Source organism: Candidatus Nomurabacteria bacterium, assembly GCA_020632075.1.
In the GTDB taxonomy this organism is placed as follows: domain Bacteria; phylum Patescibacteriota; class Minisyncoccia; order Phycocordibacterales; family UBA918; genus OLB19.
The window spans coordinates 506,929-532,575 of the sequence record JACKGH010000001.1 but is presented as its reverse complement, the minus strand read 5'-3'; the positions used below and the strand labels follow the sequence as shown (position 1 = coordinate 532,575).

Annotated in this window: 20 protein-coding genes and 1 tRNA gene; 18 read left to right on the top strand and 3 right to left on the bottom strand. The window is 48.9% G+C overall.

Going from position 1 to position 25,647, the window contains the following annotated elements:
- Position 1 precedes the first annotated feature (1 nt).
- From H6786_02600 to H6786_02585, 4 genes are read left to right on the top strand one after another with little or no spacing between them, the layout of a single operon-like run.
- On the top strand, positions 2–466 hold the full coding sequence (locus H6786_02600) for an RpiB/LacA/LacB family sugar-phosphate isomerase (GenBank protein ID MCB9816264.1): 465 nt from the start codon (positions 2–4) through the stop codon (positions 464–466).
- Positions 463–1,116, top strand: a complete 654-nt coding sequence (locus H6786_02595) for a hypothetical protein (GenBank protein ID MCB9816263.1) — start codon at positions 463–465, stop codon at positions 1,114–1,116. The genes H6786_02600 and H6786_02595 overlap by 4 nt, the downstream gene beginning before the upstream one ends.
- Positions 1,117–1,163: 47 nt before the next feature.
- Positions 1,164–2,057 carry a transketolase gene (locus H6786_02590; GenBank protein ID MCB9816262.1) on the top strand — a complete coding sequence of 298 codons (894 nt, stop codon included), beginning with the start codon at positions 1,164–1,166 and terminating at the stop codon, positions 2,055–2,057.
- Between the two features lie 9 nt (positions 2,058–2,066).
- Positions 2,067–3,053, top strand: a complete 987-nt coding sequence (locus H6786_02585) for a transketolase family protein (protein ID MCB9816261.1) — start codon at positions 2,067–2,069, stop codon at positions 3,051–3,053.
- Between the two features lie 362 nt (positions 3,054–3,415).
- Here H6786_02585 and H6786_02580 read toward each other — a convergent pair whose 3' ends face one another.
- Positions 3,416–4,420 carry a carbohydrate kinase family protein gene (locus H6786_02580; protein ID MCB9816260.1) on the bottom strand — a complete coding sequence of 335 codons (1,005 nt, stop codon included), beginning with the start codon at positions 4,418–4,420 and terminating at the stop codon, positions 3,416–3,418.
- A 228-nt stretch (positions 4,421–4,648) separates the two neighbouring features.
- Between H6786_02580 and H6786_02575 the strand changes: the two genes are divergently transcribed.
- The 9 genes from H6786_02575 to H6786_02535 all read left to right on the top strand — a co-directional run bounded on the left by H6786_02575 (position 4,649) and on the right by H6786_02535 (position 15,863).
- Positions 4,649–9,589, top strand: a complete 4,941-nt coding sequence (locus H6786_02575; protein MCB9816259.1) for a DUF4832 domain-containing protein — start codon at positions 4,649–4,651, stop codon at positions 9,587–9,589.
- 83 nt (positions 9,590–9,672) lie between these two features.
- Positions 9,673–10,317 carry a 50S ribosomal protein L25 gene (locus H6786_02570; protein ID MCB9816258.1) on the top strand — a complete coding sequence of 215 codons (645 nt, stop codon included), beginning with the start codon at positions 9,673–9,675 and terminating at the stop codon, positions 10,315–10,317.
- A 46-nt stretch (positions 10,318–10,363) separates the two neighbouring features.
- The gene (locus H6786_02565; GenBank protein ID MCB9816257.1) at positions 10,364–11,725 is read left to right on the top strand and encodes a lytic murein transglycosylase; all 1,362 of its coding nucleotides are present in this window, start codon (positions 10,364–10,366) and stop codon (positions 11,723–11,725) included.
- 7 nt (positions 11,726–11,732) lie between these two features.
- On the top strand, positions 11,733–12,170 hold the full coding sequence (locus H6786_02560) for a hypothetical protein (protein ID MCB9816256.1): 438 nt from the start codon (positions 11,733–11,735) through the stop codon (positions 12,168–12,170).
- Positions 12,171–12,295: 125 nt separating this feature from the next.
- Positions 12,296–12,562 (top strand): type B 50S ribosomal protein L31, encoded by a 267-nt coding sequence (locus tag H6786_02555; protein ID MCB9816255.1) that lies wholly within the window; start codon positions 12,296–12,298, stop codon positions 12,560–12,562.
- A 242-nt stretch (positions 12,563–12,804) separates the two neighbouring features.
- Positions 12,805–13,797, top strand: coding sequence for a PCRF domain-containing protein (locus H6786_02550; GenBank protein ID MCB9816254.1), 993 nt, complete (start codon positions 12,805–12,807; stop codon positions 13,795–13,797).
- 185 nt (positions 13,798–13,982) lie between these two features.
- Positions 13,983–14,729: a 30S ribosomal protein S2 gene (gene rpsB, locus H6786_02545; GenBank protein ID MCB9816253.1), complete on the top strand. Its 747-nt coding sequence runs from the start codon at positions 13,983–13,985 to the stop codon at positions 14,727–14,729.
- A gap of 99 nt (positions 14,730–14,828) precedes the next feature.
- Positions 14,829–15,413, top strand: a complete 585-nt coding sequence (gene tsf, locus H6786_02540; GenBank protein MCB9816252.1) for an elongation factor Ts — start codon at positions 14,829–14,831, stop codon at positions 15,411–15,413.
- Between the two features lie 6 nt (positions 15,414–15,419).
- Positions 15,420–15,863, top strand: a complete 444-nt coding sequence (locus H6786_02535; protein MCB9816251.1) for a hypothetical protein — start codon at positions 15,420–15,422, stop codon at positions 15,861–15,863.
- Positions 15,864–15,911: 48 nt separating this feature from the next.
- Here H6786_02535 and H6786_02530 read toward each other — a convergent pair.
- Positions 15,912–15,984 (bottom strand) — tRNA-Thr (locus H6786_02530).
- A 250-nt stretch (positions 15,985–16,234) separates the two neighbouring features.
- On the opposite strand from H6786_02530, the gene H6786_02525 reads away from it, so the two are divergent.
- The 5 genes from H6786_02525 (at position 16,235) to H6786_02505 (ending at position 24,392) form a co-directional block, all read left to right on the top strand.
- Positions 16,235–17,797 carry a glycosyltransferase family 2 protein gene (locus H6786_02525; protein MCB9816250.1) on the top strand — a complete coding sequence of 521 codons (1,563 nt, stop codon included), beginning with the start codon at positions 16,235–16,237 and terminating at the stop codon, positions 17,795–17,797.
- A 2-nt stretch (positions 17,798–17,799) separates the two neighbouring features.
- Entirely contained in the window at positions 17,800–18,954 is a 1,155-nt protein-coding gene (locus H6786_02520; GenBank protein ID MCB9816249.1) for a hypothetical protein, read from the top strand.
- Positions 18,955–19,160: 206 nt separating this feature from the next.
- Positions 19,161–19,880 (top strand): phenylalanine--tRNA ligase subunit alpha, encoded by a 720-nt coding sequence (gene pheS, locus H6786_02515; protein ID MCB9816248.1) that lies wholly within the window; start codon positions 19,161–19,163, stop codon positions 19,878–19,880.
- A gap of 3 nt (positions 19,881–19,883) precedes the next feature.
- Positions 19,884–21,821: a phenylalanine--tRNA ligase subunit beta gene (locus H6786_02510; GenBank protein MCB9816247.1), complete on the top strand. Its 1,938-nt coding sequence runs from the start codon at positions 19,884–19,886 to the stop codon at positions 21,819–21,821.
- A 492-nt stretch (positions 21,822–22,313) separates the two neighbouring features.
- The gene (locus tag H6786_02505) at positions 22,314–24,392 is read left to right on the top strand and encodes a type IIA DNA topoisomerase subunit B (GenBank protein ID MCB9816246.1); all 2,079 of its coding nucleotides are present in this window, start codon (positions 22,314–22,316) and stop codon (positions 24,390–24,392) included.
- A gap of 58 nt (positions 24,393–24,450) precedes the next feature.
- Here the strand turns inward: H6786_02505 and H6786_02500 are convergent, their stop codons facing one another.
- On the bottom strand, positions 24,451–25,518 hold the full coding sequence (locus tag H6786_02500; protein MCB9816245.1) for a hypothetical protein: 1,068 nt from the start codon (positions 25,516–25,518) through the stop codon (positions 24,451–24,453).
- Positions 25,519–25,647 lie beyond the last annotated feature (129 nt).

The window sequence follows — 25,647 nt, the reverse complement described above, 5'->3', positions numbered from 1 at the left end:
TATGAAGATCCATCTCGCAACAGATCATGCCGGCTTTCATCACAAGCAGGCGATTGCTGCGTGGTTGCGAGCTGAGGGATACAAAGTAGTGGACCACGGTGCTGCCTCACTTGATTCGGAGGATGATTTTCCAGACTTCATCAGCAAAGCTGCAGAAGCGGTGAGTAAGCACCACAAGAAAGATAGAGGGATCATCTTAGGTGGTTCTGGACAGGGTGAGGCGATGCTTGCAAATCGATACCCGCAAGTTCGCGCAGTGGTTTTTTATGGTGGAGACACATCCATCCCAAAACTATCTCGCCAGCATAATGATTCAAATGTACTGTCGATCGGTGCGCGTTTTGCGGACATTAACGTCACTAAGCAAGTGATCTGGGAATGGCTACATACTGATCCACTGCCTGACACAAAATACGCACGACGTAACAAGAAGATCGAAGTTATCACTAAAGACATCCATTCATGAGTATCGTACCGATCGTGCCAGCCATCATTCCAAAAAGTCGCGAGGAGATCGTAGACTTAGCTGCTCGACTAGCTTGGTCGAAAGAGGTGCAGCTTGATCTGGTAGATGGGCAGTTCGTGTCATCAGTGTGTTGGCCGTATGATCCGATAGGAGAACCGATCTCAGTTAAGTCACAGCTTGATCCTTTTACTCTTGAGGTTGATCTGATGGTGGTACAACCTCTGCAGGCAGCTGTAGATTGGGTTATTGCCGGTGCAGACATGTTAGTGTTTCATGTTGAAACACTCTCACTGGAGAATTTTAAAAATTTTTGTGAAGGAACACATATTTCAGTCGGGGTGAGTGCGCATGGGGAGACGTCGCTCGATACGTTAAGTGAATATGCCGAGTACGCAGACTATATACAATTGATGGGTATTTATGAGATCGGTGCACAAGGTCTGCCGTTTGATGAGGCGGTACTTGGTAAGATCGAAGAGCTGAAGCGACGCTTTCCAAGCAAAATGATCTCGATCGACGGCAGTGTGAACAAAGATACGATCAAGCATCTGCGCAATGCTGGTGCAGATCGGTTTATCTGTGGTTCTGCGATCACGCTCCAAGATGATCCTCAGGCTGCACACGCTGCGCTACAGGCACTTATTAACTAGTGGCGTCATTTGGTTGCTCTCAGACTCTGGTATACTACGAGGGTATTATGCAGTACCTTACCTCAGATGAAGTTCAAGATCTTGAACGAAAGGCGAACGAGATTCGTCAAAGTATTATTGAGATGCTCACCGAAGCTGGAAGTGGACATACGGCCGGACCGCTTGGTATGGCAGATATTTTCACCCTGCTGTATTTTGGTGTCCTTAAGCATGACCCAAAGAATCCTGATTGGGAAGAGCGTGACCGTGTGATCCTTTCAAACGGCCACATTTGTCCAGTTTTGTATGCAACACTGGCACACGCTGGATATTTCCCGGTGGAAGAATTGTTAACGCTTCGAAAGCTCGGTTCACGCCTCCAAGGGCACCCACATCGTGGCGCGCTGCCCGGCATTGAGACGAGTTCTGGACCGCTTGGTTCTGGTTTGTCGCAAGCGGTTGGCATGGCGCTCGCAGAGCGTATCGATAATCCATACTCCTCAAAATTCTTCTATTGTCTCACGGGTGACGGAGAGCTTGATGAAGGACAGATCTGGGAAGCGCTTATGCACGCCGGCAAGGAACAGCTCCACAATTTGATCGTGATCATCGACCGAAATGGTATTCAGATCGATGGGTACACCAAAGATGTGATGCCGCTTGAGCCACTCGCTGAGAAGCTTGCTGCTTTTAACTTTGATGTTCAGGAAGTCGATGGTCATAATATTCGTTCGGTAAACGACGCTATTGGTAAGGCGCAAGCGGTATACAATCAACCATCGGTGATCATTGCGCATACAGTTGCATCTCGTGGTGTTGATGTGTTTGAGCGCGATTTCCGTTGGCATGGTAACCCTCCAGGAAAGGGACCAGAAGATCGCGTGGCAAAGAGTGAACAGGCGCGCACAGCCCTCCAGAAACTCCGCACCTTAGCCGGTACTATTGAAGCTCAGGACTCATAATTTTTATCTATGTTTGCAGATCATCTACAACCAAATCTTTCAAATGGAGAAGTTGAACGTACACCAACTCGTCATGGGTATGGTGAAGGTTTGCTGGAGGCAGGAAAACGTGACGAGCGTGTCGTCGCGCTTTGCTGCGATTTGACTGAATCAACTCAAACACATCACTTTGCAAATGCCTTTCCAAATCGTTTTGTGCAGGTAGGTATTGCTGAGCAGAGTATGGCATCGGTTGCCTCTGGTATGGCGGCAATGGGAAAGATCCCGTTTATCGCTTCATACGCCATGTTCTCTCCTGGTCGCAGTTGGGAGCAGATCCGTACGACCATTTGTTACAACAACAGTAACGTAAAGGTGGTAGGGGCACACGCAGGTGTATCAGTTGGGCCAGATGGCGCAACCCACCAAGCGATCGAAGACATGGCGATCATGCGAGTGATCCCAAATATGGTCGTGATCGCACCAGCTGATGTGCATGAGGCACGCAAGGCAACACTGGCTGCGGCTAAATATGACGGGCCGGTATACTTCCGTCTGGGACGTAGTGCGACTCCGGTCGTAACCACCCCTGAGTCACCATTTGAGATCGGAAAAGCTGAGCGCATGTATTCTCGCGATGAAGCGCATGAGCAAAAGGTTGGTATCGTGGTGACTGGGTCGTTACTCTACAATGCGATTATGGCCGCCAAAGAGCTTAATGAAAATGGTATCGGTGCGTCAGTTTTGCATATGGCAACGATCAAGCCACTCGATGGCGATGTGCTCGTAGAATTTGCTGCGGAGCACGGAGCACTTGTGACAGTAGAAGAGCATCAGATCACGGGTGGGCTTGGTAGCGCAGTCGCTGAACACTTGGCAGAATGCTGCCCAACCAAACTTGCGCGAGTGGGTGTAAAGGATCGCTTCGGTGAATCGGGTGAACCAGATGAACTCATCTCTCACTTTGGCATGGATGTGCCTGCGATAGTGGAGGCTGCGAAGCGGATTCTCTCTTAAAAAACGGCCATTCGGCCGTTTTTTCTACCTTACTTCTTTCGCAGTGTTGGGAAGAACCAACGATAGTTTGGTGGTTTAGGGATCCGTTTAAGACCCGCAATGGCTTTCTTGGTGTGAGTTGTTCTTAGCCCCGCTCTGTTTTGAAGTCGAAGTAGAATGTTTGTTTGTCTATTAGGATTTGATCGGTGAGCCATTGGTTGTCTCCATGTAAGGCATAAAAGATCGCTACGTATAGTTTCTTTAATTGAAACATCGGTCTGGTCTCGGTAGGTGAATCTGTATGCAGGGTATCTGGTGTACTGTTGTTTGTAAAGTGAAAACTGCCGGCGCCCCGAAGGGGCGCCGGCAGTTTTGTTCTAGTGTTAGTTTATCTTCGTAGCTACGTAGTCTTCTGGTCTGTTTTCAAGATGCTTGAGCAACTCTTCACGAGAGAGGAGTCCAGCTTGCGCACCGACATGTTGCACAACATTCATCGAATTGATCGGGCCCCAGGCAAGTGCTTCGGCTGGGTCTTTTCCGAGGATGATCGCGCTGGTGAAGGTTGAGGAGAATGAGTCTCCAGCACCGGTACGATCTACTGGTGGCGCTGGATCTGGATACATTGGCATGTGCCAGGCTTGGTCGTCCGCGTCGACAGTGAAGGCTCCATTTGGTCCGTCTGTGATCACTGGAATGGTTGGGCCGAGTTCTCGAATGGCTCGAACAAGTGTTGGGATGTCTTGCTCGGTAGAGCTGAGGATCTCCTGTGCTTCTTCCTTGTTGCAGAAGAAGATCTCAGACGCTTCATAGACATCTTTGATTGCTTCGTATCCCACCTTGATCTGGAAGGTCCCTGGTTGAAACGCAAGCTTTGTTTCATTATTCTTCACATACTCTGCGATCTCGTGGTGGTAGGGAAGGCCATGTTCACCGACCGAAGAGAAGTAGAAGAACTTCGGTGCAACCGGGAAATCTGGCAGCGAGTACGGGTAGTGCTCGTGGTTGATGAGGATGGTGCGTTCAGGACCATAGCGGAGCACGTAGTGGTAATTGGTTTTTTTATCCTCATGGATCTTCACGAAGTCTGTATGGACACCTTCTTGGCGCAGTGCGTCGAGACATTCTTTGCCGAATTTGTCGTGGCCGAGATTAGTCACTAGTCCAGTTTCGAGGCCAAGGCGGTGCGCTGAGACGGCAGCGTTTGGTGAGTTGCCAACTGCAGGTACTACGGTCACATCGTCGTAGGGAAGCTTGCTGCCAAATGGCATGTGCAAGGTCTTGCGACCAGTGTCCATATCGATCGATACATCTGCTTGGTCAATGTTTAGTTTGATAAATGCGTCTATGAGAATGTCGCCAATCGCGACGAAATCGTATTGCTGTGACATGTAGTGAGTATACCATTCCGTAAGAGTGTCTTGACCAGTCATATTTTCTAGGTTGTTGATTCAGCCTGTCCCCAGTGAGATGAATACGCGTGCCTGAACATCCTATGGATTTTGGTATCATATAGCTAGAGTCGCGCGGCCTAGCTGGCCGCGCGCGTCTGTTTTTAGAGACCCCACCTTTTTATTTGACCAAAAACCAATTTAACAAACCATCTTTTAACACTTCTTATGAAATTCGCATGTAAAACCCTGATCGTACCTGTTCTGCTGTTCAGTCTGCTTATGGGTAGTCAGACCGCGTATGCTGCAACAAACACGCAACTATTCGTTTCGTTGATGTCATTGTTCGGCATTGATAAAGCGTATGAGATGTGGACCAATGCCTTCGGTAAGGCAGGTTCTCAGGTGGGTGCGGTCATTGCCAGCGATACCACTGATCTTGTCGCTCACTGGACGTTCGATGATGGGGCTGGCACTACCGCTGATGATGCAGCTGGGACCCACGATGGTTCGCTCATCAACGGACCGGTCTGGAGTGCCGGAAAGTTTGGTTCGGCTCTCACGTTCGATGGTGTGAATGATTACGTGCAGGTAGCAGATAGTGCTGACTTCACTCGTTTGCCACTTTCAGTCTCGCTTTGGTTCAAGTTAGATTCGTTGCCTTCGGCGCAGGGTGATAATGCACTCTTGATCCGTGAGCGTACTGGAAGTTCCCCGTTCTACACCTGGAGTATGGATGTCCGCAGCTACGACAACAAACTGGAGTTTCAAGTGCATGACGGAAGCACAGCCTATACGATCGCGTCAAACGGTACCATCTCAACTGGCGTGTGGTATCACGCAGTTGCAACCATGAGTAGTACAGGCAGTCTCACATTGCACCTAAACGGCACGCAACAAACACAGACAGCCAACTTTGGCAGTTTGAATACAGCAACAGCAAACATGCGGATCGGTGCTGGTTCTGCGACCAGTCATCAAACAAAAGGGGCGATCGATGCAGTGCGTATCTACAGTAAAGTTCTCAGTGGAAATGAGATCGCTCAGTTATACAGCACGAGTGTCGACCAAGAGGTGGTGACGACCCCTGATCCAACACCAACGCCTACGGTGCCGGAACCGGTAGCAACCATTGCCGCTTCTGCTAGTTCGGTCGTGAGTGGTGGATCATCGGTTTTGACCTGGTCTGCTACAGATGCGACCACTTGTTCTGGAAGCAACTTCAGCACCAGCGGCAAGACGAGTGGTAGTGCGAGTGTCTCTCCGACCAGTAACACCACATACCGAGTGACTTGTACGGGCGCAGGCGGATCTGATAGTGCGAGTGTAAGTGTCTCAGTATCGGCATCGACCCCAACCCCAACTCCTGCTCCAATAACTCCTGAGGTGGTCACTTTTCAAACGGTGAACCCAGTTGCGCTTTCAGCTACGACGCCGCTCAGTAATCCTGGGATCGGTCTTGAACAGGCAGGTAAGGTTCGGTTTGCTTCTGGGAAGTGGCAGAATGATGCCAACACTGCGGTAAACGATGTTGCAACCATTCGATACGTTCGTATCCCGTGGGTGGCGATCGAAGAAAATGGTGACAACAACTTCAATTGGACTGTCCTCGATAGTGCGATCAATGCTGCGGTCACAGCTGGCAAGCAGATCGGTATTAGTGTTATGGGGCAGAGTCCTATTTTAGGTGGTTCATGTAACTTGGAGCAACCGATCCCAGATTGGTACATGGCTGAAGCGGAGGCACGTGGTCAGAGATGTACGGGTGTAGGGACTGATGGGAAAGGGACTCCTGTGGGCTGTACGTACTATCTGACAGATTTCACCAATGCTAACAACAATTGTGCGGCAAACGGCGGCCAGTACACCAATGTCTGGACCTTCAACCACGCTGATCCTGAGTACATTGCACAACAGGTTGAATTGATCGATGCAATCAGAAACCGCTATGACAAAGCAGCGTGGGCAGGCAAGATCGCGTACATCGATGTGCGCGGTGGCCTTGGTGCTTGGAGTGAGTTGCACACAGAGAACGTGGTACTGAGCGGCACGAACACCAAGTGGCCAATGCCAAACAACAGCGCGAAGATCGCTATTGCAGATGCATATCTGAAATTCAACCTTATTCCAATTGTGGCAAATGTACGAAATGGAGAAACAGCAAAAGAAGCACCGGTTGAAAATATGTGGGTGTATCTGTGTCAGCAGGCAGCACAGCAAAACAAGACGATCGGTTGGCGAACTGACGGGATCGATGTGACCAAGTGGGTCATGGACCCGGTCTTTAATGCGTATCCGTTCATGAACGACTGTTGGAAGTATGGTCCGGTATATGGTGAGCCGATGTCTGGAGATGCTGAGCCGTCAACAAATCCTGAGACCTATCCTTCTGCGAATGGTGAAAAAGGCTACTACGCCTTTAACAACCTCATGGAGTACTGGCACTTCAGTGGTTTCAATAACAAGTATCATACCTATCCAGGCACGAGCTTATATAAAGCAGCACTTGATGAGTGGCGTTCGATCGGAGGGTATCGACTTGCTGTGACCGAAGTGACCATACCAAAGACCGCAGCTGCTGGTGATTTGTTCACGGTCTCGGCAAAACTCAAGAATACAGGTACAGCGCCAGTCTATCGGGATTACTACACTCTTTCACTTCGGTTCGATCCTCGTTCTGGTGGCAACGATATCATTGTTCCACTTTCTGGTGATATTACCCAGGTCTTCCCAGGCGAAGGTGTGAAGACCTTTAGTAAAGCTGGAGTGTCACTTGCAAGTAGTGACACGTATGATGTATCGATTGGTGTGGTACAGAACAGCGCGTTCACACAAGTGAATCCTCTCAAGCTTGCACATCGAACCTCAGACTGTGAAGTGGTCGGTGGAACGTACTGGTGTGATCTTGGTAGTGTGACGGTTTCAGGAACTGCAGTACCTACACCAACCTATGCTTGTTCTGACTCTAGTGACAATGACGGTGATGGGTTGGTTGATTACCCTGCCGACCCAGGTTGTACTAGTGGTACTGACAATGATGAATACAACAGTATCAGTACGCCGGTCACTGATCAGATCGTAACGCCAACCTTTAGTGTTGGTACGCAGGTGCGTGTACAAACTGGTGATGGTACGAATCTCAATGTTCGTTCGAGTGCAGGCGGGACGTACATCGGCTGGCAAGTTGATGCTGCACGCGGGGTGATCATTGGTGGTCCGACCACGGTCAGTGGTCAGGTATGGTGGAGCGTCGACTTTAATGCTGGGGTAGATGGTTGGGTGGTTGAAGAATATCTCACAGAATATACAGCACCAACCCCTGCACCATCGGCTGTTCTTTCAGTTGCTCCAGAAACTATCGATGCAGGAGAAAGTGCGATCGTGACATGGAGTAGTACTAATGCCAATACGTGTACGGGTACAGGATTTAGTACTGGAGGTGCGGTAAGTGGTAGTAAGACAGTTGCTCCAGACACGACTACAACCTACACATTGGTGTGTAGTAATGCAGCTGGTGAAGCAACTACAAATACGCAATTAGTGGTCATTGAACCTGATACGACTGCGCCGAGCATCAGTAACGTGCAAGTGATCGACGTCTCAAAAAATAGCGTTCGGGTAACCTGGAACACCGATGAATTAACGACAAGTGTTGTGCGGTATGGAAAAACCCTAAACTACGGTAGTGCAACCAATGAGACACAAACCGTCGCAACCGATCACTCGGTGACCGTGTCAGGTCTCTCAGCCGATACTGCATACCACATACAAGCAGTGAGTCGTGACGCAGCCGGCAATCAGGTGGCTTCTGCAGACATGATAGTCACAACGCTCGCAACTGAAGATCAGACTGACCCGATCGTACGCTTCGTGCCAAGTGAAACCGGCACGGTTAGTGGGACGATCAGTCTGGTGGCATACGCATATGACCCTGAGGTTTCGGGTGAGACACATTCAGGTATGGCAGGAGTACAGTTCAAATTGGATGGAAGTAATTATGGTCCAGAGGATATCGCTGCACCATATGAACGAGGACTCGATACTACTGCGATCCAAGATGGTACACATACCTTGCAGGCAGTAGCGAGAGATAAGGCTGGTAATATTGCTTCTTCTCCGCAGATCTCACTTGTAGTAGATAACAATCCGCTGCCACCACCCGATGTTACTGATCCTGTCCTGACTGATGTTGCGGTCAATGACCTTGGGTACGGCCAATACGTAGTGGTCTGGAATACTGATGAACCGGCGACTTCACTGGTGCGCTATGGCACGAGCCAAAACTCACTGACTGCATCACTCACAGATGATCTGCTCACGACCGCACATGAATTATCGTTCCCTGGTCTTAAGGCGCGGACCACGTATTACTACGCAGTCACCTCAGAAGATGCTGCGGGCAACACGGTGACTAATAACATCCGATCATTCCGTACGAGCGGCACCCTTCGTGGTGTCTGGAATCTATCTGCACGGTCTGGTTCAGTCATCTTGTCTTGGGATGTAGATGTTGATGCTGATTCAGTATTGGTCTTCCGAACTGACAATGGAACACAAGCAGGACCGTCGGGGCAACCATTCACGACGCTTGCCGGCACAGAGACTAGCTACCACGATGAATCCACCAAGAAAGGGGTTGGTTACACGTACACCGTGTACACCGTGTCAGCTGAAGGCGAGTACAGTGAACCTGTTAGTGTTACCTATACAGAGATAAGCAGCGCTGCACCGAAACTGACAGAAGCAGCAAAGAATGCGGTGCGATCAGAGCAGATTCGTCGCAGTAGTGGGGGAGTTGACCGATCTGCACTTCAGCAACGCATTCTCGAACTTACCGCTTTGATCCAGCAACTCCAGGCGCAGCTTCAAGCTCGTCTTGGTACCACCAACACCTCAGTAGCTACTCGTGCCGGCCTTACTCGCGCACTTGGTATTGGTATGGAAGGAGATGATGTTCGCCGGCTGCAGCAAGCTCTCAATGCCCGCAATTTCCTTATTGCCTACACTGGAGACGGTGCGCCAGGTTATGAGACTACCTACTTTGGACAAGCAACACTGGCTGCCCTCAAGCGATTCCAGTGTGAAGAAATGGGTATCTGTTCCGGTACTCCAGACACCACCGGCTATGGAAATGTTGGACCAACGACAAGAGCGAAGTTGAATGAATAGTGGTCTGGCAGAAAATGAAGGGGCGGCGGGCTCTGCCCGCCGCCCCTTCATTTTCAACCTCCCTTGTGCTACGCTACCTTATTATGACAATGACATTAGCAGTCACCCTGCGTGACGATTCAGTGACCCTCGATACTTTACGAGCTAACGGTAGCGTACCGGCGGTCATTTATGGCCCAAAGCAAGAGCCAACTAGCGTGGTGCTTGATGAAAAGGCATTTGATAAGGTGCTTAAAGAGGCTGGTGAAGCAACCGTGATCGAGCTCTCTGGACTCAGTAAGTCAGTTGAAGTGCTTATCAAGGATGTAGAGTTTAATCCAGTAAAGCAGCGAGTAATGCATGTCGATCTCTACGCAGTAGATAAGGATATGGAGATCACCGCTCATGTACCACTACACTTCATCGGTGAAGCGCCAGTTGAAGAAAGTAAGGAAGGTTCAGTTACTAAAGTGCATCATGAGATCGAGGTTGTATGTAAGCCTGGTGTATTGCCAAGTCATATCGATGTTGATCTAAGCGTACTTCAGAAGGTTTCAGATAAGATCCACGTAAGTGATCTTTCGATTCCTGCTGGCGTGAAGGTAGAGCTTGACCCAGAAGAAGCAGTAGTGGTCATCAGCGCCTCACGCGCAAGTGGATCTGAAGAAGAATCAAGTGAGCCAGTCGATATGAGCTCGATCGAGGTTGAAAAGAAAGGAAAGGAAGACGTAGAGGAGGAGAAAGCATAGGGTTTGTCGAGACTAGACACCTGACAGACTCTGCTATAATACCGGCATGACACGTACGTTCATCGCCGGTATTTTCGTATTAGCTTTACTGATACCCCCACAATGGGCTGATAGTGAAACAGAAGCGGAACGCCGTAAGCGTCTTGAGACTGAGTTGCAAAATGTTGAGCGACAGATCCTCACGCAGCAGCGATTGGTGGAGGACAAGCAACAAGAAAGGCAGACACTCGAACGCGACCTAACTATTATTGAGGGTGAGATCAAGAAAGCACAGCTTGGTATTCAAGCACGCGCAGTAGCAATCGAGCAGCTTTCAGATCAGATCGGTGAGAAGGAAGTGGTGCTTGATATTTTGGCAGAGCGACTGGCAAAACAGCAGGAATCTCTTGCTGATTTGGTTCGGAAGTCAGCGCTTCTAGAAGACTACTCGTTGGTTGAGGTGATGTTGAGTAAGCAAAGCTTTTCAGAGTTCTTTACCGATGTTGCAACCTATCAATCAATCAAGGAATCACTCAACGAATCACTTGCGGTGCTTCATGGTATTCGACGTGATACCGTTGAGCAGAAGAACGAGCTTGAGAACAAGCAGCAAACTGAAGCGGAGATGAAGCGGATCCAGGAACTACAGAAGGATGATATCGAAGCCAAAGAAGCAGAGAAAGCGCGTATTCTGACTGTGACAAAGGGTGAAGAAGAGGAGTATCAAGCATTGCTTGATTCTCAACGAAAGACCGCAGCCCAGCTTCGTAGTGCACTCTTCGAACTCCTTGGTGGTGGCGGTGGTATTCCATTCCCAGACGCGGTTGCTTTAGCGCAGTATGCGTCTGGTGTAACAGGAGTGAGTGCGGCACTGATCTTGGCGATCTTGGAACAAGAGACAAACATCGGCTCTAATCTTGGTAGCTGTCTCTTTAGCGATAGTCACAGCTCGCGACCGGTAATGCACCCGACGCGCGATGAACCAGTGTTCTTGGCGATCGCGGATATTCTTGGCTTTGATCCATACTCTCGCACTGTGTCGTGTCCAATCATGCAAAATGGGTCGCGTGTAGGGTGGGGAGGAGCGATGGGTCCATCACAGTTTATCCCATCAACGTGGGCGATCTATGGCGGTATTATTAATATCGGTGGTGAGTGGACATACGACAAGGGGTCTGACGCGATTCGCCGTATCAATGGCAACAACACACCAGCCAACCCATTCAACAACCGCGATGCCTTTATCGCGACCGCGCTCTTGCTGCGAGATAATGGTGCAAATGGCACGTACAGTGGCGACCGTTTGGCTGCACTTCGCTACTACGCTGGTTGGGGCGGCGCCTCTAATCCTGCTAATGCCTTCTATGGTGACCAGGTGATGAATCGTAAATCACGTCTTGCACAGGAGATTCAGATCTTGGGATCGTAAGAATTACATGGATATCTCAAATGTAATCAAGGCAATAGTTGAGTACTTATCAAGCTTACATCTTATGACTGTTACGCTATATTCACTAGCTCTGCCATTTTTTGTCACTCTTGGTGTTTTGTTGGCAAAAGAACTGGTTAAATTTTCGTTTAGAAAGAAGTATGCAAAATACCAGCGTGAGGCAGATGATGTAAAGGAACTCCATACAAAAATCCATGATCGGTTAACTGAACTGCTGGTCAATTTCGAACGAAAAGAGCAAAACGGAATAAGATTAAGGTTGAAATACGCTGCAGCAAGAGTTAAAAAATATGACAAAAAAACTGCAGAAGATATAGAACGTTTAGCGGAGGTGCTTGCGAATCATACCGCTGAAAAAGAACTCGAACCTCTCGTCTTAAGAATCAGTGAACAGATAGATAAATTATGGGCTAAAAAGTGCTGATGTCGAAGTATTGAAATGTTATTGGTTTCTGCTATAGTAACCGCCACAAGAAATTAGGTGTTCTTGCTTATTATATTCCCGAAGTCAGACCGCTGACTTCATGAGAACGCCGAAGTATTTGTAATATGAAAAAAGATATTCATCCAGAAAATTACCGCATGGTAATCTTTCACGACAACTCTTCAAATGAGCGTATGCTCATCGGTTCAACTATCGAAACTGAAGAGACTGACACCTGGACTGATGGTAAGGAGTACCCAATCTTTAAGGTAGATGTAACCAGCGCCTCACACCCGTTTTATACTGGACAGGAGAAGGTAATGGACAGCGCCGGTCGAGTAGACCGCTTCAAGCAGCGAATGGCCAAGGCTGGCGATCGCAAGAAGAAGTAAAGTCACTACCTTCACAAAGCCACCCGAGAGGGTGGTTTTGTTTTGGTCTGGCTGCGAGCGCGATTGAAACGCTGTCCGGAAGACCTCGCGGAGCAGCGGTTCAGTCAAGAGACAGAGTCTCTTGACGGGTTCGCGTCGCGAGCGGAGAACTTGATTCGTGTCTTCAGGACAGCGTTTCATTGCGCGACTTAATGAGTAAGGAGTCTTGCTATTGCTACGATAATAAGTACACTTGAGCGCACATGGAGATCGACCAAGACAAACTGAAAGAATTCAAAGAAAATCAAAAGACGCAATTTTTGGCGTCGCAGTTTGAGAGTGAGCTTGCGAAGCTCCGCGAAGCTGAGGAACTTGCTGCATCAGATCCAGAAATGGCAGAGCTTGCACAAGAAGAAATCGAATCACTCACCAAGCAGCTTCAAGGACAATGGGATGAAATGGACCACATCATTGAAGCAAGTAGAGAAGAGGAAGCAAAGCCGTATGGTGTCGTTCTCGAAGTGCGGGCTGGTGCTGGTGGCGATGAAGCGTCGCTCTTTGCAGGTGAGTTAGCCAACATGTATCTAAAGTATGCCGAAGTAAATGGCTGGCCGCGCACCACTGAGCATGTCTCAGCGACTGAAGCGGGTGGATACAAAGAAGCGGCGTTTGAGATCTTGCACCCAAAGGCATATGAAGACCTGCGCTATGAAACGGGTGTTCATCGTGTACAGCGTATTCCGGCGACCGAGAAGCAGGGCCGTATTCATACCTCTACTGCATCGGTGGCAATTTTGCCACTGCGTAAAAAGCCAAGTATCGAGATCAATCCAAGCGATATTGATATGGAATTTTCACGCTCTGGGGGCGCTGGCGGTCAGAATGTCAACAAGGTGGAAACTGCAGTACGACTCATTCATCGTCCGACTGGTGTTGATGTGCGTTCCCAGAGTGAGCGTTCACAGTTGAAGAATCGTGAAAAAGCGATGACACTTTTGATCGCGAAGCTTGAAGCAATGCATGAAGAAGAAGAAATGAAAAAGCACGCCGATACGCGCAAAAATCAGATCGGTACTGGTGATCGTTCAGAAAAGATCCGTACCTACAACTTCCCGCAAAATCGCATCACCGATCATCGTATTAAGCAGTCATGGCACTCGATCGAGGCAACCCTTGGTGGGGCACTTGGTCCGATCGTAGAGTCGCTGCAGAAAGTCGCTGCAGGTGGCGAACTTGGTACTGACGAAGATGAATAATCTATTGCGCTCCATGCGTCGCCATGGTACTATCTCGCCGCTAGCGCAATTAGGCGCTTTTTTAGAAAGACTCAGACTGCGTAACGTTCACTTCGGTCAGCGTGCAGTTGTTTCACCTCGGGAGGCATTAATAGTAACCAGTCTCGCCGCGTGATAGCTCACATGAGTCGCCAATAACAATATTTATGTCAACAACATCAATCATCGACAAGCTTTTTGAAGCCGGGTCACACTTCGGTTTTAAGAAGAGTCGTCGTCACCCTTCGGTGGCAAAGTATGTGTTCGCAACCAAAGACGGAAGCGATATCATCGACCTCGAAAAGACAACCGCATTACTCGAAACTGCCAAGGAAACTCTTAAGGAAGCTGGTTCACACGGCAAGATCGTGCTGTTTGTAAGTACCAAGGACGAAGCAGCAAAGATCGTCACTGCAGCGGCAGAAAAGACCGAGTCACCATATGTGACTAACCGTTGGATCGGAGGTATGCTCACTAACTGGAGCGAGATCAAGAAGCGTATCAATCGTCTTGAAGCGTTGATGCACGAAAAGGAATCAGGTGAACTCGAACGAAAGTACACCAAGAAGGAGCGTGTCGTGCTTGGTCGCGAGATCGATAAGCTCAGCTTCAACTTTGCAGGTATTGCAAAGATGCCAAAGCTTCCAGATCTTATGGTAGTGGTAGACCCACGTCATGATGAGATCGCGATCAACGAAGCTCGTGAAAAGAATATTCCAGTGATCGCGCTTATGAGCTCAGACTGTGATGCTCGAAAGATCACCTACCCGGTAGTAGCGAACGATTCGCTTCAGAGCAGTGTGTCACTCTTGGTGCACGAATTGGTAGACGCGTACGCAGAAGGAAAGGCAACGTACGTACCAAAGCCTGCGGACAGCCGTCCACGTGGTGGAGACCGACGTCGTCCTGCATAGTCTCTGTTATAATTTGTTAGATTCGTCTAGGAATGTGCGCTGGGAATAGCGCACATTCAGACGTACATTCATAAATATATCCTCTGGATATTCATTCATATGGAAATTACATCAGCACAACTCAAAGAATTACGAGATAAGACTGGCATCTCAGTGATGCAGTGTAAGAAGGCGCTTGAAGAAGCAGCGGGTGACATGGACAAGGCTGTGATCATCCTTAAGAAGAAGCGTTCTGAAGCTGCAGAGAAAAAAGCAGACCGTGAACTTGGTGCTGGCGCAGTCGGTGTGTACGTACACAACACTAATGAAGTAGCGGCAGTGGTGCTGCTAGCCTGTGAAACTGACTTCGTATCAAAGAACGAAGAATTCGTTGCACTTGCGAAGGATATTGCGATGCATGTAGCGGCAACTGATCCAAAGTACATCTCAAAGGATGAACTTCCAGAAGATGCGATCGAAAAAGCAAAGGAAGTGTTTGCTCCTGAGCTCGAAGGCAAGCCAGAAGACATGAAGGAAAAGATCATGCAAGGCAAGCTTGATTCGTACTTCAAGGATCAGGTGCTTATGGAACAGGACTTCGTGAAGAATCCAGATCAGACCATCGGTGAGATGGTAACTGGTGGCGTGCAGAAGTTTGGTGAGAATATCTCAATTGCACAGATCTCACGAGTCTCTGTAAAATAGTCAGCAATGATCTCTACTGCAACAACGACATTTACGATCGTGCTCCTTGTCTTTGTTGCATTACTATTGCTCGTGCGAGCAGAAAAGCGTCGTGGTCGACGCTTTTTTGCGTCATCACTGCGTGATTGGCTTGATGATAAAACAGATCGACTGGGTTCGTGGATCGTGCGCAGTTGGGAGCACTTTGTGAAATACATCGTGCAGCTCAACTGGTATTACAGTATTCATGGTGTGTTACGGACTTTCCTGCGCGGTATTGTGGCGATGTACACATACTTCGAGAGTATGTTTGAACGCAATCGGGCGCGGACCAAGCAGTTGCGTCGCGAGAAGCGAGAGCTCCACGAACTCAACCATTTGCGACAAATGGCACAGCACAAAGAAGAGACGGCATTGACGCCAGCGGAGCAACGGAAATTGCGGAAAAAGAAGTTGGAGGAGAGTTTTTAAAGAAAGAGCCGGGCGCGAAGCGCCCGGCTCTTTCTTTTATGTACTCTGAGCCACCTGTCAGACTCGAACTGACGACCCACGGTTTACAAAACCGTTGCTCTACCAACTGAGCTAAGGTGGCGTATTTAATTTTGTGCCCAACTGCCCGCAATGTTTCAGAGGTCAGAGCAACGGTTTTGTGACAAAACTTTGAAATAATCTCCCAGACTATTTCAACTCTACCAACTGAGCAAAGGTGGCTTTTTGGTGACATGCATCCTACCAGATATTTTTAAGTAATGCTAGTGCAATTGTTCGTTTTATTTTTCGAGAAAAGGTTGCGCCAGAAGCCTTTATTTTAAGCCCAAATGGGTATATACTCGCGGATACGTATGGCGGAGGTAGACCAGTCGCATTTGCTTCCATATGCGCGCAGGGCCGACTTCAAAGTCGCTCGCGCCTCAGAACTAACCGGCAAAGACCGGCGTTTTTATCGATTCCTTGAGATCGTACCAGGTATCGCGTCGTGGGGTTTTTTGATCGGTCTCGTACTCGCGTCAATTTATGCATCATTCTTTGCGGCATACTTCATTATCGCTTTCGCCGTCTTTTGGCTCTTAAAGACCATCTTCTTGTCGTACCATGTGCGACATAATTGGAAGCGGCTGAAGCATCATATGGAACTCGATTGGGAGCAGCTCGTTGGTCGTTTTTGTTATGACCATTTTTATCACCTCGTGATCTTCCCATTTTATGAAGAGCCGAAGGAGGTGCTTGAAGGGGCGCTGAAAGGTCTACTTGAAGCCAAATACGATCCAAAGAAAATGATCGTCGTGCTCGCGGCCGAAGGCCGCGCCGGCAAAGATGCCGAAAACCTTGCGCGCGAGATGGAGCGAAAGTATGCCGGCAAGTTTGGTCACTTTATGGTGACGGTCCACCCGGCAGACCTGCCAGGGGAGTTGGCCGGAAAGGGTTCGAATACACATCATGCCCTGCATCAGGTGCGTGAGCAGATCATCGACAAGCACCAGATTCCGTACAAAAACGTCATCACATCAATCTTCGACGTCGACACAGTGATCTATCCAGATTATTTCAATTGTCTTATTTGGCATTTCATGACCGTTGAGAATCCGTACAAGAGCGCGTTCCAGCCAGTGCCGCTTTTCACGAACAATCTCTGGGATGCGCCAGCGCTCTCACGCGTAATGGCGATGTCGAGTACCTTCTGGCAGATGATCATGCAGGAACGTCCGGAGAAAGCGGCGACATTCTCGTCGCACTCAGTGAGCTTCCAAGCACTCTATGAGATCGGCTATGGCCAAGCGAACGTGGTGAGTGAAGATTCGCGTATTTATTGGAATTTACTTGTCGCGAACAACGGTGATTTTGAAGTGGTGTCATTGTCATACCCGATCGCTATGGATGCAACGGTAGCGCCGACGCTTCGCGGTACGATCAAAAATATCTACAAGCAACATCGACGTTGGACGTACGGTGTCGAGAACTGGTGCTACATCGTGTATCACTTTGTGAAGAATAAAGACATTCCGCTGAAGAAGCGCTGGGCAATTGGCTTACTGCAAGGGGAGGGGTACTGGTCGCTTGCTACCTATCCACTTGTGCTTTTCATTTTGGGCTGGGCACCGATCTATCTCGGCCCCCCGGATTTTCATCAGACACTACTCTCTTTTGAGCTGCCGATCATGGTCCGCAACCTGCTTATCTTGGCGATGGGTGGTTTGGTGTTATCTTCGATCATCTCATTGTCACTCACGCCGCCACGCCCTGCGCACCACAGCCGGTTCCGCTATGTCGTAATGGCAGTACAATGGATCATGGTGCCAATCACCATGGTGGTTTTTAGTGCCATCCCAGGACTCGATTCACAGACTCGGTTACTATTTGGGAAGTATATGGGCTTCTGGGTGACTCCTAAGCGACAAAAAAATTAAGTATGCAAGAGCCACAGATCGGAGAACTTTCATATAAACGTCGACAAGGATTATTCTTTGTGTTGGTTTTGGTGTTCTTGTTTACGCTGCCGGTGCTTATTTTCTACACTACTGGATATCGTCTCAGTTTTGATAATGAAGAAACAACAATCGTAACGGTTGGTGGTATGTATGTCACCACCGACGTGCTTGATGTCGATGTGTATCTTGATGAAGAATTGGTTGAGCAGCCACGCTTTTTCCGGTCGGCGTACTACATTCAGAATATTGAAGCGGGCAATCATCGAGTGGTGGTGCAGCGGCCAGATTTGCAGACGTGGGTGAAGGTGTTGCCGGTAGACGCGCATATTGTAATCGAGGCCGCTGCGTTCAACATGCCGGTTCGGCCACAGCTGCGGCCGATCACTGAGTATGTTGCTGGTGGTGGAGTGCCGGTGTATTTCGGTACACGGTCGACAGAATCTATTTTTGAACGAGCAAGTTCGACGGTGCCGGTGCTTGTGGCAACGACGACATTTAAGTCACAGTATGATCTGAATGAAGAGTTTATCTATGTTGAAAGCTTGTTCAGTACCACCTCGACCTCTTCACAATCGGTGTTTGCGCGATTGCTTGATGGCGTAGAACGTTTCCGGTTTGCGACGACCACTGCGCCTCTTTTGGGCGACGCGACGACTACCCCAGAATTGCCGATCGAACGCGGCAACATCCGATTGGTTGAACGAGACGAAGAGCTTTATGCGGTCTGGCAGCAGTCAGGTGGCACGATTCCACCGTACTTTTGTGTAAGCGACTCATCGACGACTTCAATTGCTGTGCGGTATGGAGAACACGTGGCAGATCAGATTGAGCTGCTGTCAGAGTCGACAACCACACCGCTTGTGCTAGATGCTAATCGACTCTGTCGACCGGAGATCAAACTTGATCGCCAGCGACAGGATGTGTACTTTTATGATTTCTTCCCTCGTCGTTCAGATCTGGTCTTGCTGCAACTTGAGGACGGTCTCTATGTAACCGAGATCGATGATCGCGCTTGGCAAAACTCGCAGTTGCTTTACCCAGGAACCGACTTCCAGGTGGTGGTAGAAAACGACGAGATCTACATTCGTGATAATGATCAGTATTTTGCCGTTGTCACTGAAATTGAACCAATTTAAACGCGTGCTACACTTGGGAAACTAATAAGAAATCTGATATGAAGTTATCTTTTACAAATCATTTCGCATCGACGCCGCGCAAAATTTGGCATAAAATATTTTATCCTTCTTCGTCATACTCAAGTATGACTCAGTCGTCTGCAATATTTTCTACTCAAATTTTGCGCGGCTTAGGATTGCGACATATTTCTAATTAGTTTCCATCTATGAAACCAAAACCCGGACACCAACACCCGATTACTCAAATGATCACAGAGATCAATGCGATCTTTGCGGAGATCGGGTTTGTGTTTGCGGAAGGTCCGGAGGCTGAGACCGAGCACTACAACTTTGACCAGCTCAATGTCCCGAAGGACCACCCGTCACGCGATATGCAGGATACGTTTTGGTTTAAGGCTAAGGACGTATCTGAACCGACGGTGCTTCGTACCCACACCAGTCCAGTGCAGGCGCGCTACATGGAAAGTCATGAGCCGCCGATCCGCATCATTGTGCCGGGCAAGGTATTCCGCAACGAAACCACCGACGCGACGCACGAAGCGCAGTTTTATCAGCTGGAAGGACTTTATGTCGACAAGGGTGTGCATCTCGGACATCTCAAAGGCACGCTTGAACATTTTTTCTCAAAGCTCTTTAGCGGTAAGACCGAAGTGCGGTTTCGTCCGAGCTTCTTTCCGTTTGTGGAACCAGGCTTTGAGGTTGATATGAAGATCGAAGGTGAAGGCAAGCTCTGTGGCAAATGGATCGAAGTGATGGGGGCAGGGATGGTGCATCCGAATGTGCTTCGTGCCAGCGGGATTGATCCAGACGTCTACTCAGGTTTTGCGTTTGGTATGGGTATCGATCGACTCGGCGTGATGAAGTATGGAGTCGAGGACGTTCGTGATTTTTATACGGGAGACCTTCGGTTCGTTAATCAATTCTAAAGTATGGAAGTAGTACACAGTTGGCTCAAAGATTATCTTGGTGATGCATTGCCTGACCCTAAGCAGGTAGAAGATTTGTTGACCTTCCATGCGTTTGAGATTGAGGGAGTCGAGGAGCGAGCAGGCGAAACGGTGATCGATGTCGACGTGTTGCCCAATCGTTCGAGCGATTGTCTTTCGCATCGGGGTATTGCGCGTGAGCTTGCGACGCTACTTGATGTATCGCTCGCACACGATCCGCTGGCAGAGAAGTCAGAACTTGTCTCGACCGATAAGATCAAGATCAATATTGCTGACAGCGCTGCGTGTCCACGCTTTTCGCTTGCGCTGATGACCGGTATCAAGGTGAAGGCGTCGCCCAAGTGGCTGGTGCAGCGTCTTGAGGCGCTTGGCCAACGCTCTATCAATAACATTGTGGACGCAACTAACTACGTGATGTTTGCGCTTGGGCAGCCAATGCACGCGTATGATGCGGATAAGTTCCCGAAGCAAGACGGCGAGTGGCAGTTTGATGTGCGCTTCGCCAAAGAAGGTGAGTCGGTGAGTCTTTTAGGCGAAAGTGGATCATCTGAGGATCGTATCGTCGAGTTGCGTGGAGACGAACTTTTGATCGTTGACGGATCGACTGATACACCGGTGGGGCTCGCTGGTATCAAAGGCGGGCGGTTTGCGGAACTGACCGCGGACTCGAAGAATATTATCCTGGAAGCAGCACACTTCAACCCAACGACTATCCGCAAAACCGCCCGCCGTCTCGGCATCCTCACAGATGCCTCAAAGCGTTTTGAAAATGAGCCAGCACGCGAGCTGCCAATGTACGCGCAGGCTGAGATCATCAAGCTTATTACTGATATTGCCGGTGGTGCTTGTGAGGGGGTGGTGGATGAGTATCTTGAAAAGTACGAACCGGTCTCGACTGAGGTGCGGGTAGAGAAGGTGAATGCATTGCTTGGACTTACACTTTCGGCAGACGAGGTGAAGAATATCATTGCGCGCACAGGGGCTGCGGTAGAAGAAAAGGAAGCTGGGGTGCTCGTGGCGACCGCACCGTGGGAGCGGACTGATCTTGCGATTGAGGCTGATTACATCGAAGAAGTCGGACGGATTCATGGACTCACCAAAGTGGAGTCGATAGTGCCAGAGGCAGTACCGCTCGCAGAAGTGAATCAGAAGCAGTACTTTAGTGATGTGCTTCGCATGCGACTGACTGAGTCTGGGTACTCAGAAGTGATCACTTCATCGTTTCTCAAGAAAGCGAAGATCCAGCTGCAGAATGCGCTGGCGAGCGATAAGAGTTATGTCCGCAATACACTGAAGAAAAACATCACGGCGGTGCTTGATGCGAATCATACGCACTGTGACTTGCTCGGTGTCGACGCGGTGCGCGTGTTTGAGATCGGTACGGTGTTTGATAAGACAGAAACGGGAGTGGGGGAGCATGTGGCCTTAACCCTTGGTGTGCGTACGAAGGGGAATGGTTACAGTCCAAATGACGATAAGGTGTTGGAGGAAGGCATGGCAGTAGTGTCGACCGTGCTCGGCAATGAGCTGGAGTGGGATATTGAAAAAGGGGTAGCTGAGCTCGACCTCAGTGCTGTACTTGAGAAGCTTACGACGCCAGATGCGTATGACGAGTTTGTAAAAAAGCCTGATGCACAGTATAAGCGAGTGTCGCCGTACCCGGCGATGTCACGCGATATCGCGTTGTGGGTGGCCGGCGGCGACCAACACGAAATGGTCGAAGCCGAGCTCACTGCCGCCGCCGGCCCACTCTTGGTCCGCTCTGATCTCTTCGACACTTTCGAAAAAGACGGCCGCACGAGTTACGCCTTTCGTCTCGTTTTCCAGTCAACCGAAAAAACCCTCACCGACGAAGAGGTGAATGGATACATGGATGTGGTGTACAAGGTGGCAGCAGAGAAGGGATGGGAAGTGAGATAACTATATTAGATAAGAAAGACCGGCCTAGAGCCGGTCTTTTGTGATTGATCACTTCTTGTTTTTGCATTCTTCGTGCATCCGTATACCCGCTTCTCGTAGGCGATACAGTCTTTGTTCAAAGTCTAGTTGGCGTCTGGATCTCTCCAGATTTGACCGTAGGTATGCTGCAATTCCAGTCAGGACACTGAAAAAAGCGAATAGGATACCGACAATGGTCCAGAGGTCCGCATATCGAGATGTTGACATAACGGTGTGTGCCAGCAGTTCCACAAACATGGCAGCAAGCAGCAAGAATATAGAGGCGGCGCCGTGCATTGGTCTACTCCCATTCAATTTACATAAGTACAGTTTCTATAATAAATAACATATATTATTAAAATATCAATACAAAATTACTCAACAAACCGCTCTAAAGGGAAGGGATTTTAGGTGGTGAAAATGATATAATTACGGCCAATTTAACCGTTTTATTTAGTACTACAGACACACATTATGGCTGCCAAAAAACCAGCGAAGAAAGAAAAAGGCTATGATGCCTCATCCATCTCTGTTCTTGAAGGACTTGAGCCAGTGCGAAAGCGCCCGGGTATGTACATCGGTACGACTGGTCCGGAAGGTCTTCATCACATGATCTGGGAGATCTTTGACAACTCTCGCGATGAGGCGATGGGTGGCTTTGCTGATCGAGTAGAAGTGGCGCTCCTCCCGGACAACTACATCCGCGTGGTGGACAACGGTCGTGGTATTCCAGTCGATATTCACAAGCAGACGAAAGTATCTGCACTCGAGACGATCATGTGTACACTTCACGCTGGTGGTAAGTTTGGTGGTGATGAATCAGGCTACAAAGTTTCTGGTGGTCTTCATGGCGTGGGTGTGTCGGTGGTGAACGCGCTGTCTACTCATACACGTGTGGATGTTCACAAAGAGGGTGGTCACTACATGCAGGAGTACAACATTGGTGTGGCGAAAGCGAAAGTAAAGAAACTCGGTAGCACTAAACACAATGGTACGATCGTGATCTTCCAAGCTGACCCGACGATCTTCCCGGAGATCAAGTTTGATTGGAAAAAGGTAGTGTCACACCTTCGTCAGCAGGCGTACTTGGTGAAAGGTATGAAGATGTCAGTGGTAGATGCTCGTGAGAGTGGTGCAAAGCTCGATCCGAAGTCGCTTCAAGATACTATCTATTTGTCTGACGAACATTTGCCGGTACCACACGAACATTTCTACTTCGAAGGAGGACTTAAGTCACTTGTAGCATTCAACAATCACTACCAAAAGCCGATCAACAAGAATATTTTCTATGTTGAAAAGACTGACGTAAGTAAGGAAGTGCTGGCGGTAGAAGTGGCGCTCCAGTATGTTGATGATATTTCACCGCGCATCACTGCGTTTGCAAACAACATCTACAACCCAGAACAAGGTACGCATGTGACTGGTTTTAAGACTGCACTCACTCGTACGCTCAACAACTACGCCAAGAAAGGAAACTTTTTCTCAGCAAAAGACAAGGACGCTGGTTTTACTGGAGATGACGTTCTTGAAGGTATCACTGCAGTGATATCGGTGAAGATGCCGGAAATTCAGTTTGAAGGACAGACCAAAGCGAAGCTTGGTTCGGTAGAAGCACGTGGTGCGACTGAGCAGGTATTTGCAGATGCGTTTGGCACCTTCCTTGAAGAAAACCCAGATGACGCTAAAGCGATCATCAATAAGGTGATCCTTGCGGTAAAGGCACGCAAAGCAGCAAAAGCAGCAAAGGACTCGGTGCTTCGAAAGGGTGCGCTTGAGGGGATGTCGCTCCCAGGAAAGTTGGCTGATTGTCAGAGTAAAAAGGCCGAAGACTCAGAACTCTTCATTGTGGAGGGAGACTCTGCTGGTGGTAGTGCCAAGATGGGACGCGACCGCAAGACGCAGGCAGTGTTGCCGCTACGCGGTAAGATCCTCAACGTGGAACGAGCACGTATCGACAAGATGCTTGCTTCAGAGCAGATCAAGAATCTCGTGATCGCGCTTGGTACTGCAATTGGTGATGTGTTTGATGTAAACAAGCTTCGCTATCACAAGATCATCATTGCGACTGACGCTGACGTTGATGGAGCGCACATTCGTACGCTCTTGCTCACACTGTTCTTCCGGTATTTCCGCACACTGATCGATGAGGGGTATATCTACATTGCGCAACCACCACTGTATAAGATCCAGAAAGGGAAGGAGACACACTATGCTTTCACCGATGAAGAGAAGTTCGAAATTCTCAAGGGAATGGGCGAGGATGTAGACATGGATACAGTTGAGGAGGAGGTAGAAGAAGGAGAGGAAGCTGAGGTGGAGACAACTGCTAAAAAAGGCAAGGCTCGCATTCAGCGCTACAAGGGTCTTGGTGAGATGAATGCTGAAGAACTCGCGGAGACCACGATGAACATTGATAACCGAATTCTCAAGCGCGTTGATATCGAAGATGCACAGCAGGCAGACAAGATCTTCGATATTCTCATGGGTACTGACGTAACGAGTCGAAAGTCATTCATCCAGAGTAATGCGAAGATGGCGAACTTGGATATTTAGCAAAAGCACGAGGAGATAAAACGGCCGGCCCCAAAGGGGCCGGCCGTTTTTACTGTAGTTAGTTTATGAATGTGACAGGTTGTGCGAATCGGTCGTTGATGGTGTTCCGGTCAGTTGATTCGTCGATAGTAACAACAAAGGTGTGACTAGAGCCGAATGCTTCAGGGAAACCGATGGTCAGTGTTGCTTCTTCATTTGGCTTCAGTGGCTGTTGCTCAGCTGAGTTGTAGGTGCCACCACCTGGAAGTGTGACTGAGAAAGTCCACTTAGCTGAGGTTTTGGTACCGTAGTTCTTTACAGCGAACTGGATTGCGCCATCGTCACCGCGCTTAATTGCTTCGGAGAAGAAAGTATTTCCGACGATCGATCCAGCTGCGATGAAGCGTGTACCAAGATCAGTGCGACCATTCGGGTCAGAAGTCGGAATGGTGTATACGTACTCTTGTTCGTAGGTTGGGGTTGTTGGTACGCTTGGTGTTGGTTGAGTTTCAACGATAGGTGCTTCAATCTCAGGTTCCGGAGTCGCCACGACTACCTGGTCTTGTGCCGGCAGTTCCGTATCGATAGTTGCAACAGTTGTTGGTACGTAAGAGCTGATATTACTATTCACGACAGTCAGTGATGAAGTTCCGCTTGCCCGTGGAGTGGTGTCGTTCGTGCCAAGGAACGAGACAGTGTAGTCAACATCAGTGTATCGATTCTTTTCTGAATCGATCGTAAGCAAAAGAGAAGTGGTTTTGCCAAGATTATAGTTTGTGCCACAGCTAATACTTTGTACGCCGTCTTCATTAACGAGGTCGATCGCTACCCCTTCAACACAATCGTAAAAGAATGCATATGATCCGGGTGTTTCGGTGTCTTCCCAAGAAAGCCCCACCGAAGTACCAGCTGCAACAAGGGTTGCGTCACTGGTTACTGTAAATGTTTGCTTTGCTCCAGTCTCCTGGATCGCTGATTCTCGTTCGTTGAGTGTACCGGCAAGGGAAGCGAGTGATGAAAACGCTCCTGGTGCGACGGCTACAAATTTTACAGACAACCACGCGATCAAAATAATTACACCAATAAAACCTACGATCGCGAGCGTCTTGAGGACTGAGTCCTTTTGTTTTTCTGACACATTGTTCATAATGCGCGAAAGCTACCACAAGGTATATGACTTGTCAATATACAATCTATCATTATTTTCGTACTGTGGCGAAGTACAACAAAGAGCCAGCAAATATATTGACATATCTTAATATAATGCTATAGTTTA

Bases quoted from the DNA above. Each gene is read 5' to 3' on its own strand.
- H6786_02600 (MCB9816264.1), top strand. From the start codon at position 2: ATGAAGATCCATCTCGCAACAGATCATGCCGGCTTTCATCACAAGCAG.
- H6786_02595 (MCB9816263.1), top strand. From the start codon at position 463: ATGAGTATCGTACCGATCGTGCCAGCCATCATTCCAAAAAGTCGCGAG.
- H6786_02590 (MCB9816262.1), top strand. From the start codon at position 1,164: ATGCAGTACCTTACCTCAGATGAAGTTCAAGATCTTGAACGAAAGGCG.
- H6786_02585 (MCB9816261.1), top strand. From the start codon at position 2,067: ATGTTTGCAGATCATCTACAACCAAATCTTTCAAATGGAGAAGTTGAA.
- H6786_02580 (MCB9816260.1), bottom strand. From the start codon at position 4,420: ATGTCACAGCAATACGATTTCGTCGCGATTGGCGACATTCTCATAGAC.
- H6786_02575 (MCB9816259.1), top strand. From the start codon at position 4,649: ATGAAATTCGCATGTAAAACCCTGATCGTACCTGTTCTGCTGTTCAGT.
- H6786_02570 (MCB9816258.1), top strand. From the start codon at position 9,673: ATGACAATGACATTAGCAGTCACCCTGCGTGACGATTCAGTGACCCTC.
- H6786_02565 (MCB9816257.1), top strand. From the start codon at position 10,364: ATGACACGTACGTTCATCGCCGGTATTTTCGTATTAGCTTTACTGATA.
- H6786_02560 (MCB9816256.1), top strand. From the start codon at position 11,733: ATGGATATCTCAAATGTAATCAAGGCAATAGTTGAGTACTTATCAAGC.
- H6786_02555 (MCB9816255.1), top strand. From the start codon at position 12,296: ATGAAAAAAGATATTCATCCAGAAAATTACCGCATGGTAATCTTTCAC.
- H6786_02550 (MCB9816254.1), top strand. From the start codon at position 12,805: ATGGAGATCGACCAAGACAAACTGAAAGAATTCAAAGAAAATCAAAAG.
- rpsB (MCB9816253.1), top strand. From the start codon at position 13,983: ATGTCAACAACATCAATCATCGACAAGCTTTTTGAAGCCGGGTCACAC.
- tsf (MCB9816252.1), top strand. From the start codon at position 14,829: ATGGAAATTACATCAGCACAACTCAAAGAATTACGAGATAAGACTGGC.
- H6786_02535 (MCB9816251.1), top strand. From the start codon at position 15,420: ATGATCTCTACTGCAACAACGACATTTACGATCGTGCTCCTTGTCTTT.
- H6786_02525 (MCB9816250.1), top strand. From the start codon at position 16,235: ATGGCGGAGGTAGACCAGTCGCATTTGCTTCCATATGCGCGCAGGGCC.
- H6786_02520 (MCB9816249.1), top strand. From the start codon at position 17,800: ATGCAAGAGCCACAGATCGGAGAACTTTCATATAAACGTCGACAAGGA.
- pheS (MCB9816248.1), top strand. From the start codon at position 19,161: ATGAAACCAAAACCCGGACACCAACACCCGATTACTCAAATGATCACA.
- H6786_02510 (MCB9816247.1), top strand. From the start codon at position 19,884: ATGGAAGTAGTACACAGTTGGCTCAAAGATTATCTTGGTGATGCATTG.
- H6786_02505 (MCB9816246.1), top strand. From the start codon at position 22,314: ATGGCTGCCAAAAAACCAGCGAAGAAAGAAAAAGGCTATGATGCCTCA.
- H6786_02500 (MCB9816245.1), bottom strand. From the start codon at position 25,518: ATGAACAATGTGTCAGAAAAACAAAAGGACTCAGTCCTCAAGACGCTC.